This window comes from Streptomyces sp. NPDC014894 (assembly GCF_043080985.1).
Taxonomy (GTDB): Bacteria; Actinomycetota; Actinomycetes; order Streptomycetales; family Streptomycetaceae; genus Streptomyces.
Map to the genome: position 1 here is coordinate 532,629 of NZ_JBIBWD010000001.1, position 13,261 is coordinate 545,889.

Here is a 13,261-nt window from a genome sequence, read left to right on the forward strand (position 1 = left end):
CCGCTGCTGAACACATAGGCAGTGTGGAGGGAACGAGGGGAAGTGAAACATCTCAGTACCCTCAGGAAGAGAAAACAACCGTGATTCCGGGAGTAGTGGCGAGCGAAACCGGATGAGGCCAAACCGTATGTGTGTGATACCCGGCAGGGGTTGCGCATGCGGGGTTGTGGGATCTCTCTTTCACAGTCTGCCGGCTGTGAGACAAGTCAGAAACCGTTCAGGTAGGCGAAGGACATGCGAAAGGTCCGGCGTAGAGGGTAAGACCCCCGTAGCTGAAATCTGGACGGCTTGTTTGAGAGACACCCAAGTAGCACGGGGCCCGAGAAATCCCGTGTGAATCTGGCGGGACCACCCGTTAAGCCTAAATATTCCCTGGTGACCGATAGCGGATAGTACCGTGAGGGAATGGTGAAAAGTACCGCGGGAGCGGAGTGAAATAGTACCTGAAACCGTGTGCCTACAAGCCGTGGGAGCGTCGCATGCAAGGCTTGCCTTGTATGTCGTGACTGCGTGCCTTTTGAAGAATGAGCCTGCGAGTTTGCGGTGTGTTGCGAGGTTAACCCGTGTGGGGAAGCCGTAGCGAAAGCGAGTCCGAATAGGGCGTTTCAGTAGCATGCTCAAGACCCGAAGCGGAGTGATCTAGCCATGGGCAGGTTGAAGCGGCTGTAAGAGGTCGTGGAGGACCGAACCCACCAGGGTTGAAAACCTGGGGGATGACCTGTGGTTAGGGGTGAAAGGCCAATCAAACTCCGTGATAGCTGGTTCTCCCCGAAATGCATTTAGGTGCAGCGTCGTGTGTTTCTTGCCGGAGGTAGAGCACTGGATAGGCGATGGGCCCTACCGGGTTACTGACCTTAGCCAAACTCCGAATGCCGGTAAGTGAGAGCGCGGCAGTGAGACTGTGGGGGATAAGCTCCATGGTCGAGAGGGAAACAGCCCAGAGCATCGACTAAGGCCCCTAAGCGTACGCTAAGTGGGAAAGGATGTGGAGTCGCAGAGACAACCAGGAGGTTGGCTTAGAAGCAGCCACCCTTGAAAGAGTGCGTAATAGCTCACTGGTCAAGTGATTCCGCGCCGACAATGTAGCGGGGCTCAAGCGTACCGCCGAAGTCGTGTCATTGCAGTACATACCCCCAACGGGGACTGTGATGGGTAGGGGAGCGTCGTGTGCCGGGTGAAGCCGCGCCGGAAGGCAGTGGTGGACGGTTCACGAGTGAGAATGCAGGCATGAGTAGCGATACACACGTGGGAAACGTGTGCGCCGATTGACTAAGGGTTCCTGGGTCAAGCTGATCTGCCCAGGGTAAGTCGGGACCTAAGGCGAGGCCGACAGGCGTAGTCGATGGACAACCGGTTGATATTCCGGTACCCGCTTTGAAGCGCCAAATATCGAATCAGGCGATGCTAAGTCCGTGAAGCCGCCCTTGATCTCTTCGGAGTGAGGGGGAGTGGTGGAGCCGACGGACCAGACTTGTAGTAGGTAAGTGATGGGGTGACGCAGGAAGGTAGTCCATCCCGGGCGGTGGTTGTCCCGGGGTAAGGGTGTAGGACGTTGTGCAGGTAAATCCGTGCAACATGTGTCTGAGACCTGATGCCGAGCCGATTGTGGTGAAGTGGATGATCCTATGCTGTCGAGAAAAGCCTCTAGCGAGTTTCATGGCGGCCCGTACCCTAAACCGACTCAGGTGGTCAGGTAGAGAATACCGAGGCGTTCGGGTGAACTATGGTTAAGGAACTCGGCAAAATGCCCCCGTAACTTCGGGAGAAGGGGGGCCACGTCTGGTGATGAGTCTTGCACTCTGAGCTGGGTGTGGCCGCAGAGACCAGCGAGAAGCGACTGTTTACTAAAAACACAGGTCCGTGCGAAGCCGTAAGGCGATGTATACGGACTGACGCCTGCCCGGTGCTGGAACGTTAAGGGGACCGGTTAGCTCCATTTCGGTGGGGCGAAGCTGAGAACTTAAGCGCCAGTAAACGGCGGTGGTAACTATAACCATCCTAAGGTAGCGAAATTCCTTGTCGGGTAAGTTCCGACCTGCACGAATGGCGTAACGACTTCTCGACTGTCTCAACCATAGGCCCGGTGAAATTGCACTACGAGTAAAGATGCTCGTTTCGCGCAGCAGGACGGAAAGACCCCGGGACCTTTACTACAGTTTGATATTGGTGTTCGGTTCGGCTTGTGTAGGATAGGTGGGAGACTGTGAACTCTGGACGCCAGTTCAGGGGGAGTCGTTGTTGAAATACCACTCTGGTCGTGCTGGATGTCTAACCTCGGTCCGTGATCCGGATCAGGGACAGTGTCTGATGGGTAGTTTAACTGGGGCGGTTGCCTCCTAAAGAGTAACGGAGGCGCCCAAAGGTTCCCTCAGCCTGGTTGGTAATCAGGTGTTGAGTGTAAGTGCACAAGGGAGCTTGACTGTGAGACCGACGGGTCGAGCAGGGACGAAAGTCGGGACTAGTGATCCGGCGGTGGCTTGTGGAAGCGCCGTCGCTCAACGGATAAAAGGTACCCCGGGGATAACAGGCTGATCTTCCCCAAGAGTCCATATCGACGGGATGGTTTGGCACCTCGATGTCGGCTCGTCGCATCCTGGGGCTGGAGTCGGTCCCAAGGGTTGGGCTGTTCGCCCATTAAAGCGGTACGCGAGCTGGGTTTAGAACGTCGTGAGACAGTTCGGTCCCTATCCGCTGTGCGCGTAGGAATATTGAGAAGGGCTGTCCCTAGTACGAGAGGACCGGGACGGACGAACCTCTGGTGTGCCAGTTGTCCTGCCAAGGGCATGGCTGGTTGGCTACGTTCGGGAGGGATAACCGCTGAAAGCATCTAAGCGGGAAGCCTGCTTCGAGATGAGTATTCCCACCCCCTTTGAGGGGTTAAGGCTCCCAGTAGACGACTGGGTTGATAGGCCGGATCTGGAAGCACCGTGAGGTGTGGAGGTGACCGGTACTAATAGGCCGAGGGCTTGTCCTCAGTTGCTCGCGTCCACTGTGTTAGTTCTGAAACCACGAACAACCCCTTTTTGGCCGGTTGGGTTGTGTTTGTTTGTTTCATAGTGTTTCGGTGGTCATAGCGTTAGGGAAACGCCCGGTTACATTCCGAACCCGGAAGCTAAGCCTTTCAGCGCCGATGGTACTGCAGGGGGGACCCTGTGGGAGAGTAGGACGCCGCCGAACAATTTTTAGGGACCCTTGGTCCAGCGTTCACGCTGGACCAAGGGTCCTTTTTTGTTTTGTTGTAGGTCGAAGCGCGGCCGGTGGCCGGCTGCGCGAGAATGATTGCAGTACCCGAAGACAGGAGTCCCACCGATGTCCACCAACTCTCCCGACGATCGTTCCGAGCGCGGGCCGCGCCGTAGTGACGGGGGCGACCGGGGCGGATTCCGCGGTGGTCGTGACGATCGTGATCGTGGACCTCGCCGTGACAATGATCGTGGTGGGTACCGTGGGCCGCGTGATGACCGTGGTGGTCGTCCGTCCGGCGGTTCTTCCGGTGGTGGCGGTGGCTACGGCCGCCGTGACGACCGTCCGTCGGGCGGTGGCGGCTACGGTCGTCGGGATGACCGCCCCTCCGGCGGCGGTGGTGGGTTCCGGCGTGACGATCGCCCCTCCGGTGGTCGTGATGAGCGTCCGGCGTTCCGTCGTGACGACCGTCCCTCCGGCGGCAGTGGTGGTGGCTTCCGCCGTGATGACCGTGCGTCCGGTGGTCGGGATGACCGTTCGGGTGGGTTCCGTCGTGACGACAGGCGCGATGACCGTCCGTCCGGCGGTGGCGGCTACGGCCGCCGTGACGACCGTCCCTCCGGTGGTGGCGGTGGCTTCCGCCGGGACGACCGTCCGTCGGGCGGCCGTGATGATCGCTCGGGCGGCTTCCGTCGGGACGATGATCGTGGTGGGTACCGTGGGCCGCGTGATGACCGTGGTGGTCGTCCGTCCGGCGGTTCTTCCGGTGGTGGCGGTGGCTACGGCCGCCGTGACGACCGTCCGTCGGGTGGTGGCGGTGGCTTCCGCCGCGATGACCGCCCCTCCGGTGGCTTCCGGCGTGATGACCGTCCGTCGGGTGGTCGGGATGATCGTCGTGATGAGCGTCCGGCGTTCCGTCGTGACGACCGTCCCTCCGGTGGCAGTGGCGGTGGGTTCCGCCGTGACGACCGTCCGTCCGGTGGTCGGGATGACCGTTCGGGTGGGTTCCGTCGTGACGACAGGCGCGATGACCGTCCGTCCGGCGGTGGCGGCTACGGTCGTCGGGATGACCGCCCCTCCGGTGGCGGTGGCGGGTTCCGGCGTGACGATCGCCCCTCCGGTGGTCGTGATGAGCGTCCGGCGTTCCGCCGTGACGACCGTCCCTCCGGCGGCAGTGGCGGTGGCTTCCGTCGCGATGACCGTCCGTCGGGCGGCCGTGACGATCGCTCGGGCGGCTTCCGACGGGACGACAGGCGTGACGACCGTCCGTCCGGTGGCGGTGGCTACGGCCGCCGTGACGACCGTCCCTCCGGCGGCGGTGGCGGCTTCCGTCGCGATGACCGTCCGTCTGGTGGTCGGGATGACCGTTCGGGTGGGTTCCGTCGTGACGACAGGCGCGATGACCGTCCCTCCGGCGGCGGTGGCGGCTTCCGTCGTGACGACCGTCCGTCCGGCGGTGGCCGGGACGACCGCGGTGGGTACCGCGGGTCGCGTGACGACCGTGGCGGCCGGCCGTCCTCCGGCGGCGGGTACGGGCGGCGCGACGATCGCGACCGCGGTGGCTACGGACGCCGTGACGACCGGGACCGGGACCGTCCGGACCGTGAGCCGATCAAGCGGCTGCCGATCCCCGAGGACGTCACCGGCGACGAGATCGACAAGGATGTGCGGCAGGAGCTGCAGAGCCTGCCGAAGGGGCTCGCGGAGGATGTCGCGCAGAACCTCGTCATGGTCGCCAAGCTGATCGACGAGGACCCCGAGCAGGCGTACGGCTACTCCAGGGTGGCGCTGCGGCTGGCCTCCAGGGTCGCCGCGGTCCGCGAGGCGGCCGGCTTCGCCGCGTATGCCACGCAGCGGTACACCGAGGCGCTCGCCGAGTTCAGGGCCGCGCGGCGGATGAACGGCAGTGCTGAGCTGTGGCCCGTCATGGCGGACTGCGAGCGGGGACTGGGCCGGCCCGAGCGGGCGCTGGCCATGGCCGGAGAGGCCGAGGTGCAGAAGCTCGACAAGGCCGGTCAGGTGGAGATGCGGCTGGTCGCGGCCGGGGCACGGCGGGACATGGGGCAGCTCGACGCGGCCATCGTGACCCTCCAGAGCCCGGAGCTGGCGTCCAACTCCGTCCAGCCCTGGACCGCGCGGCTGCGGTACGCGTACGCCGACGCGCTGCTCGCGGCCGAGCGTGAGGACGAGGCCCGTGAGTGGTTCGCCAAGGCGCTGGAGTCGGACAAGGACGGCGTCACCGACGCCTCCGACCGGCTCGCGGAGCTGGACGGGGTCGAGTTCGTCGACGCCGTGAGCACGGACGAGCCGGAGGACGGCCGCGACGAGCCCGTCGCCGACGCCGCCCCGGAGCCCGAGGCCCCTGAGGCCGAAGCCGACGCGGACGTCGAAGGCGACGACGAGGGCGACGAGGAAGAGGAAGACGACGATGAGGTCGACGCGGACGACGCGGACGACGCTCCGGACGTCAACAAGGGTGAGTAGGCGCTGAGAGGCGGAAGGGCGGCACCGGGAGGTGCCGCCCTTCTGTCATTCCGGGGCCAGACTCCGGAGCACCAGCCCGGTCGCCGGTTTGGGGCCGAAGGAGGTGGACTTGCGGGGCATGGTGACGCCCTCGCGGGCCAGGTCCCGTACGACCTCTTCGCGCACCGGGTGCATCAGCACCGCCGTACCGCCGTGCCGCAGGGCCTGGGTGACGGCGGCCTCGGTGTCGTGGATGTAGGCGATGTGCTCCGGGGCGTCGGGGATTTCCCAGAGGTGGTCCAGCAGGGTGGAGTGCAGGACGGTCGCGTCCAGGGTGCGCCAGGCGTCGGGGCGGTCGGACCGCACCGTACGGGAGAGCAGTGCGGGATCCGGGCGGTCCAGGAGGTGGAAGGCGCCGTCGCCCGCGAGGAGGAAGGCGTTGCCGTCGGCGCAGGCCTCGGCGAGCGCCTCCAGCGCCTTGGGGAGCGGCAGGTCGAGCCGGCGGACGCGGAAGGAGTCGCCGAGGGCGGCCAGGGCGTCGGCGACCGGGAGCCGGTGCAGCAGCCGGTGGATGGCGCGGACCCGCAGCGGATAGCGGGCCGTGTCGATCAGCAGCACCAGTCCGTACCCCCAGGGGCCGGCCGCCGGATGCTCGGCGCGCAGCCGCAGATAGGTCGCCCAGCGGTGGTGGCCGTCGGCGATCAGGGCCTGGCGGCCGGAGAGGTCGGCGTCGATCTCGGCGAGGTCCGCGGGGTCGGTGAGGGCCCACAGCCGGTGGCTGAACCCGTCCTCCGTGGTGGTGGCGAGCAGCGGGGTGCGCCGCGCGGTGCGTTCGATGACGGCGGTCGCGCCCGTCGCGTCGCCCCGGCTGCGGTAGGTGAGCAGCAGCGGTTCGAGATTGGCGCCGGTGGTGCGCATCAGGTCGGCGCGGTCGGCGACGATGTCCTGCATCACGTCCTCGTGGGGGAGGACGATTCCGGCGGCGGGTTCGGAGAGGGCGAGCGCGCCGATGACTCCGCGCTGGAGGAGGTCGCCGTGCCGCTGCTCGTACACATAGAGGGCGGGTTCCGGGTCCTGGGCGAGGACGCCTTCGGCGAGCCAGCGGCTGAGGGTGTCGGCGGCCTTGCGGTGGCGGTCGGCGGGGGTGGGGGCCTGCGGCAGGATCAGTCGGACGATGTTGTGCGGATCCGCCGATTCCAGGTGGTGGAGTCCGTCGGGCCGGACGACGACGTCGTACGGCGGAGAGGTCACGGCGGCCAGGGAGCCGACCCGCTCGGGGACGTACCGCAGTCCACGGAAGGGGATCAGTCGCAGACCGCCATTGGCCGCGGGACCTTCGCAGTTCATCCGTGCATCGTATGTGGGGTGGGCGATGAGCGATGATCGGGGGGAGTGACGCCGATCGAGGGGCAAGAGACGCATGAGTCAGCTGAGCAGGACCCGGCCGGGCGCGAGCGCGACGCCGTTGAGCGAGGCGTACGACACCGCGCTGCTGGACCTGGACGGGGTGGTGTACGCGGGGGGTGAGGCGATCGCGTACGCCGTGGACTCGCTGCTGGCGGCCCGGAAGGCCGGGATGCGGCTGGCGTATGTGACGAACAACGCGCTGCGTCCGCCGGAGGCGGTGGCCGCGCACATCACGGATCTGGGTGTTCGGACGGCGGCGGCGGATGTCATCAACTCGGCGCAGGCGGTGGCGCGGCTGATCTCCGAGGAGGTGCCGGCCGGGTCGCGGGTGCTGGTGATCGGCGGCGAGGGGCTGCGGGTCGCGCTGCGGGAGCGCGGGCTGGAGCCGGTGGAGTCGGCCGAGGACGATCCGGCGGCGGTGGTGCAGGGGTACGGCGGGCCCGAGCTGCCGTGGGGGCGGTTCGCGGAGGCGTGTTACGCCATCGCGCGGGGCGTTCCGTGGTTCGCGTCCAACACCGATCTGACGATTCCGGGTGCGCGGGGGATCGCGCCGGGCAACGGCGCGGCCGTGGAGGTGGTGCGGATCGCGACCGGCGCGGAGCCGAGGGTGGCGGGTAAGCCGCTGCCGCCGATGCACCGGGAGACGATTCTGCGGACGGGCGCGCGGCGGCCGCTGGTGGTGGGGGACCGGCTGGACACGGACATCGAGGGCGCGTTCAACGGGGATGTGGACTCGCTGCTGGTGCTGACCGGGGTCACGGACGCGGCGCTGCTGCTGGCCGCGCCGCCGGAGCACCGGCCGACGTATGTGGACGCGGATCTGCGCGGGATGCTGACCGGGCAGCCGGAGGTCGTCGCGGCGGAGGTCGGTTTCCGGTGCGGCGGGTGGACCTCGGCGGTACGGGGCGGGGAGCTGGTCCTGGACGGCGGCGGGGAGCCGATGGACGGGCTGCGGGCGCTGTGCGCGGCGGCCTGGACGGAGGCGGGGGACGGGGTCTGCGCGCTGGACGCGGCCGGGGCGCTGTCCCGGCTGGGGCTGTAGGGGCGGGGCTCCGGGATTCCGGGGCGGGGCCTTGCGGGGGCGGCGGCGCGGATGCTCTTCGCGCGTCCGAGCGGTGCCGCCGCCCCCGCTTCCGGGCCCTGGTCGGCCGGGCTGTGGCGCGGGCCGGCCGACCGGGGCCGGACGGTCTTGTCAGGCGGCCTCGTTCTTGTTCTGGAGGTCGGTCTCGGAGGCTCCGGCGCGCCAGTAGCCGGAGAACTTCACCCGGCGGCGGTCGAGGCCGCGTTCGCCGACGAGATGGCGGCGTACCGCGCGTACGGTCGCGGACTCGCCCGCGATCCAGGCGTAGGACGGGCCGGGCGGGAGCGCGGCGGAGCGGATCGCGTCCGCGGTGGTGCCGTGGCCGGTGAGCCAGACGATCTCGTCGCCGGGGCGGGCGGGCAGCTCCTGGCGGTCCGCCGGGTCGCGGAGTTCGATCCAGACGCGGGCCGGGACGGCCTCGGGCAGCGACTCCAGGATGCCCGCGACGGCGGGGATCGCCGACTCGTCGCCGGTGAGCAGGACCCACTCGGAGTCCTCGGGCGGCCGGAAGTCGTATCCGGCGTTCTCCTCGCCGACGGGGGCGAGCACGCCGATCGGCGCGCCCACCGGGGCGAGCTGGGCCCAGCGGGAGGCCGGCCCCAGATCGCCGTGGAGCGCGAAGTCGACGATCAGCTCGTCGGGGTCGCGGCGGAGTTCGCGGACGGTGTAGGTGCGCATGACGCCGCGTACGTCCGGGTCGAGGGCGCGCCACGCGGTGTACCAGTCGGCCTCGGCGGCGTCGGGGACGACGGGCTCGTCCTGGCCGGGGTGCGGCAGGAGGAGCTTGATGCGCTGGTCGCGGCCCGCGCTCGCCATCCTGGCGACGTCGTCGCCGCCGAAGGTCACCCGGACCATGGACGGGGTGAGGCGTTCGCTGCCGAGGACGCGGACGGTGAAGTACGCGTAGGGGGCGTCGCTCACGGGGTCAGCTTCTTCGACCGGGTGACGGCGGCGGCGAGCTGCTCCAGCACGGGGGCGAATCCGGCGTAGCTGTACCGCTCCTCCATGGCCCAGGGGACGGTCTGGCCGGCCTTGACCGCGGGGAGCCGCGCCCAGGTGGGCTTCTTCGCCAGGTCCTTGGCGGGCATCGCGCTGGACCGGTTGTCGATCATGATCAGATCGGCGTGGTACTTGTCGGCGTTCTCCCAGCTGAGGAACTCCCAGAAGCCCCAGTCGTCGCTCTTCTCGCCCTCGACGAACTCGATGCCGAGGTCCTTGAAGTAGTTGAGGTCGCAGTAGGCGTCGGGGACGGCGGTGTACATCTGCTGGGCGTCGCCGCTCATGGCGAGGACCTTGAGGCCGCGGTTCTTCTCGGCGGCCTTGCGGAGGGTGGCCTCGGCGCGCTCGAAGCGGGCCTTCGCCTCGGTGACCTTGGCGGCCTTGAGGTCGGCCCCGAGGGACTCGGCGAGTTCGCTGTAGCGCTTGAGCGGCTCCAGGAGCGACTTGTGCGCGCCCGCGATGCCGAGGGTCGGCGCCAGCTTCTCGATCTTCTTGACGCTCTCCTCGGGGACGAACCAGAGGGCGGGCGGCGGGAACATGTTGCTGATCAGCAGGTCCGGGTCGAGCGCCGCGTACTTCTCGATGCTGAACTCGCCCCAGGCCTGGCCGACGCTGGTCAGCCGGGAGACGTCGAGGTCGCCGGCCTGCGGGGAGGGCTTGCCGTTCACCGGGGCGCTGGGGCCGAAGACTCCGGTGCAGCTGATGCCGTAGTCGTGGAGGGCGGCGGCGGTGCTGACGAAGGCGACGATCCTCTTGGGCGTCGAGCCCGCCTTGAGGACTTTGCCGCGGTCGTCCTTGAACGTCCAGGAGCCCCCGCCCTCGGACGCGTCCGACTTCTTGTCGGTTCCGCAGGCGGTGAGCAGCGCGCCGATGCCGAGGGCTCCGGTGGCGGTCAGCAGTCGGCGGCGGGAGAGGGCTGGGGTGTTCATAGGAGGACTTCCGTCAGGCAAAAGAATGAAGAGGGTAGGCTAACCTAACCCTGTGTTGGTCGACAGTACACAAGTCCGCGCGGAATCCCGGCCGGGGTCCGCGCCCACAGCCGTCCCCGCCCCTGTGCCGCTGTCCCGGGGGCGTCGTGCCGGGCGCGCCGTCGGGCTGCTGCTCTCCGTCGTTCTGCTGGCGCTGGTCTGTGTGGCGAGCATCGCGTTCGGCGCGAAGTCGATGCCGCTGTCCGATGTGTGGCACGGGCTCTTCGACAGCGCGGGCGTCGGCAATGACGTGATCGTCCGCGAGGTGCGGGTGCCGAGGACGCTGCTCGGTCTGATGGCCGGCGCCGCGCTCGGTCTCGCCGGTGCGGTGATGCAGGCGCTCACCCGCAATCCGCTCGCCGAGCCGGGGCTGCTCGGGGTGAACGCGGGGGCGTCGGCCGCCGTGGTCTCCGCCATCAGCTTCCTCGGCGTCACCTCGATCGCCGGCTATGTCTGGTTCGCCTTCCTCGGCGCGGCCGTGGTCTCCGTCGCGGTGTACGTCCTCGGCGGCAGCCGCGCGGCGAACCCGGTACGGCTGGCGCTCGCCGGGACCGCAGCCACCGCCGCGCTCTACGGCTACATCAACGCCGTACAGCTGCTGGACTCGGTGGCGCTGAACCAGCTGCGCTTCTGGACGGTCGGGTCGCTGGCGTCGGCCGACATGGCGACCATCTCCAAGATCGCGCCGTTCATCGGCGCCGGGGTGGTGCTGGCGCTGCTGCTGGCGCGGCCGCTGAACGCCCTGGAGATGGGCGACGACACCGCGCGCGCCCTCGGCGCGCATCTGGGCCGCACCCGCGCGCTGTCCATGCTCGCCGTCACCCTGCTCTGCGGGGCCGCCACCGCGGCCTGCGGGCCGATCGTCTTCGTCGGCCTGATGATCCCGCACCTCGTTCGCTTCATCACCGGGCCCGACATGCGGTGGATCATGCCGTACGCCGCCGTGCTCGCGCCGGTGCTGCTGCTCGGCGCCGATGTCCTGGGGCGGCTCGTCACCCGGCCCGCCGAGCTTCAGGTGGGCATCGTCACCGCGCTGATCGGCGGGCCCGTCTTCATCCAGCTCGTACGCCGCAAGAGGATGGCCAAGCTGTGAAGTCCACCCGGCCCGCCGCCCGGCCCACGTCCACGAGCGAGGTCCCGGCCGAGTCCGTGACCGGCGGCTCCACGCCTGCTGATTCTGGCCGCGCGCGCTCCTCCGGCACCACGCGGGGCGTCCGCGCGGTGCGCACCGGCGGCGGGCTCTCGGTACGGGTCGATCCCCGCGCGGCCCTCGTCTTCGTCCTGCTGACCGGAGTCGCGCTCGCCGCCTCGGTCGTCCTGATCGGCAGCGGCGACTTCGTGATCGCCCCCGGCGACGTCGTCGCCACCCTGCTCGGAAACGGCACGACGGCCCACGAGTTCATCGTGCACGAGCTGCGGCTGCCGAGGATTTTGGTCGGGCTGGTGGTCGGCGCCTCGCTCGCGATGAGCGGCGCGATCTTCCAGTCCCTCTCCCGCAATCCGCTGGGCAGCCCCGATGTGATCGGCTTCGGCCAGGGCTCGGCCGTCGGCGCGCTCTGCACGATCGTGCTCTTCCAGGGCAGCTCCCTCGCCGTGGCGGGCGGAGCGCTCGTCGGCGGACTGGTCACCGGCGTCGCCGTCTATCTGCTCGCCTGGAAGCGCGGGGTCCAGGGCTACCGGCTGGTCCTCGTCGGCATCGGCGTCGCCGCCGTCCTCACCGCCGTCAACCACTATCTGCTCACCAAGGCCGGACTCGCGGACGCCGCCCGGGCCGTGCTGTGGATGACCGGCTCGCTCGAAGGCCGCGACTGGACCCATGTCTGGCCGCTGCTCGCCGTCTTCGTCGTCCTCGTCCCCGTCGTGGCCGCCCACGCGCGGCCGCTGCGGGTGCTGGAGATGGGCGACGACGCGGCGTACGCGCTCGGCGTGCCCGTCGAGCGCACCCGGCTCGTACTGATGTCCTCCGGCGTACTGCTCATGGCCGCGGCGACCGCCGCCGCCGGGCCGATCGCCTTCGTCGCCCTCAGCGCGCCGCAGCTCGCCCGCCGTCTCACCCGCTCCTCCGGGCCCGGACTCGGCGTCGCCGCCGCGATGGGCGCGGCGCTGCTGCTCGTCGCGGACTGGGCCGCCGCCACCGTCTTCGGCGACCGGCAGCTGCCGGTCGGCGTGGTGACGGCGGTGCTCGGCGGCTGCTATCTGCTCTGGCTGCTGGTCACGGAGCGCAGAGCGGGCCGCATATGACATCTTCGACAACCCCGGCCGGCCATGTGAACCCTCGATCCAGGAGCAACACCACCATGCAGCGTCTCACCGCGGAATCGGTCACCCTCGGCTACGACCAGCGGGTCATCGCCGAGAACCTGTCGGTGGAGATACCCGACAACTCCTTCACGGTGATCGTCGGCCCCAACGCCTGCGGCAAGTCCACCCTGCTGCGCGCCCTCTCCCGGATGCTGAAGCCCACCGAGGGACGGGTGCTGCTGGACGGGCAGACCATCCACTCGATGCCCGCGAAGAAGGTCGCCAAGACGCTCGGGCTGCTGCCCCAGTCGTCCATCGCGCCCGACGGGATCACCGTGGCCGACCTCGTCGCCCGGGGCCGCTACCCGCACCAGGGCCTGCTGCGGCAGTGGTCGCCCGAGGACGAGCGGATCGTCCAGGAGTCGATGGAGGCGACCGGCGTCGGCGCGCTGGCCGAGCGATATGTCGACGAACTGTCCGGCGGGCAGCGCCAGCGGGTCTGGATCGCGATGGCCCTGGCCCAGCAGACGCCGCTGCTGCTGCTGGACGAGCCCACCACCTTCCTCGACATCCAGCACCAGCTCGAAGTGCTCGACCTCTGCGCGGAGCTGCACGAGGAGCAGGGGCGCACCCTGGTCGCCGTACTGCACGACCTCAATCAGGCCGCCCGGTACGCCACCCATCTCATCGCGCTCCACGAGGGCCGGGTCGTCGCCGAGGGCGCGCCCTCGGACGTGGTGACGGCGGAGCTGGTGGAGCGGGTCTTCGGGGTGCGCAGCCAGGTCATCGACGACCCCGAGTCCGGTACGCCGCTGGTGGTGCCGGTGGCCCGCAGGCGGGCCGCGGCGGTCGCGAAGAGCCTCTGAGGCGGTCGGCCGGGCGCCCGCGGCCCGGGTCCGGGGCGCGGACGCCCGGGCGC

The 13,261-nt window shown here is 68.8% G+C and carries 8 protein-coding genes, 2 rRNA genes and 1 pseudogene (1 of these 11 running past the window's edge); 8 read left to right on the forward strand and 3 right to left on the reverse strand.

What is annotated here, in order from left to right:
• The 4 genes and pseudogenes from ACF089_RS02260 to ACF089_RS02275 all read left to right on the forward strand — a co-directional run.
• Positions 1-2,974 (forward strand): 23S ribosomal RNA (locus tag ACF089_RS02260) (it extends 166 nt beyond the left edge of the window).
• Positions 2,975-3,060: 86 nt separating this feature from the next.
• Positions 3,061-3,177, forward strand: a 5S ribosomal RNA gene (gene rrf / locus ACF089_RS02265).
• 501 nt (positions 3,178-3,678) lie between these two features.
• Positions 3,679-4,593, forward strand: a pseudogene (locus ACF089_RS02270) (hypothetical protein); the annotation flags it as partial.
• Between the two features lie 255 nt (positions 4,594-4,848).
• Complete coding sequence (locus tag ACF089_RS02275) at positions 4,849-5,667, forward strand: hypothetical protein (protein ID WP_392021568.1); 819 nt, start codon at positions 4,849-4,851, stop codon at positions 5,665-5,667.
• A gap of 45 nt (positions 5,668-5,712) precedes the next feature.
• Here ACF089_RS02275 and ACF089_RS02280 read toward each other — a convergent pair whose 3' ends face one another.
• Positions 5,713-6,993: a DUF1015 domain-containing protein gene (locus ACF089_RS02280; RefSeq protein ID WP_392020625.1), complete on the reverse strand. Its 1,281-nt coding sequence runs from the start codon at positions 6,991-6,993 to the stop codon at positions 5,713-5,715.
• A 73-nt stretch (positions 6,994-7,066) separates the two neighbouring features.
• Between ACF089_RS02280 and ACF089_RS02285 the strand changes: the two genes are divergently transcribed.
• Positions 7,067-8,095: an HAD hydrolase-like protein gene (locus tag ACF089_RS02285; protein ID WP_392020628.1), complete on the forward strand. Its 1,029-nt coding sequence runs from the start codon at positions 7,067-7,069 to the stop codon at positions 8,093-8,095.
• A gap of 150 nt (positions 8,096-8,245) precedes the next feature.
• Here the strand turns inward: ACF089_RS02285 and ACF089_RS02290 are convergent, their stop codons facing one another.
• Together ACF089_RS02290 and ACF089_RS02295 are read right to left on the reverse strand one after the other, a co-directional pair.
• A complete protein-coding gene (locus ACF089_RS02290) occupies positions 8,246-9,055 on the reverse strand; it encodes a siderophore-interacting protein (RefSeq protein ID WP_392020630.1) in 810 nt (269 codons plus the stop codon).
• Positions 9,052-10,062: an ABC transporter substrate-binding protein gene (locus tag ACF089_RS02295; protein ID WP_392020632.1), complete on the reverse strand. Its 1,011-nt coding sequence runs from the start codon at positions 10,060-10,062 to the stop codon at positions 9,052-9,054. Before ACF089_RS02295 ends, ACF089_RS02290 begins: the two co-directional genes overlap by 4 nt.
• A gap of 124 nt (positions 10,063-10,186) precedes the next feature.
• Here ACF089_RS02295 and ACF089_RS02300 point away from each other — a divergent pair, with 124 nt between their 5' ends.
• The 3 genes from ACF089_RS02300 to ACF089_RS02310 are packed head-to-tail and all read left to right on the forward strand — an operon-like array spanning position 10,187 to position 13,208.
• Positions 10,187-11,194, forward strand: coding sequence for a FecCD family ABC transporter permease (locus ACF089_RS02300; protein WP_392020635.1), 1,008 nt, complete (start codon positions 10,187-10,189; stop codon positions 11,192-11,194).
• A gap of 56 nt (positions 11,195-11,250) precedes the next feature.
• Positions 11,251-12,342: a FecCD family ABC transporter permease gene (locus tag ACF089_RS02305; protein WP_392021570.1), complete on the forward strand. Its 1,092-nt coding sequence runs from the start codon at positions 11,251-11,253 to the stop codon at positions 12,340-12,342.
• Positions 12,343-12,398: 56 nt separating this feature from the next.
• A complete protein-coding gene (locus tag ACF089_RS02310; RefSeq protein ID WP_392020637.1) occupies positions 12,399-13,208 on the forward strand; it encodes an ABC transporter ATP-binding protein in 810 nt (269 codons plus the stop codon).
• Positions 13,209-13,261: the final 53 nt, after the last annotated feature.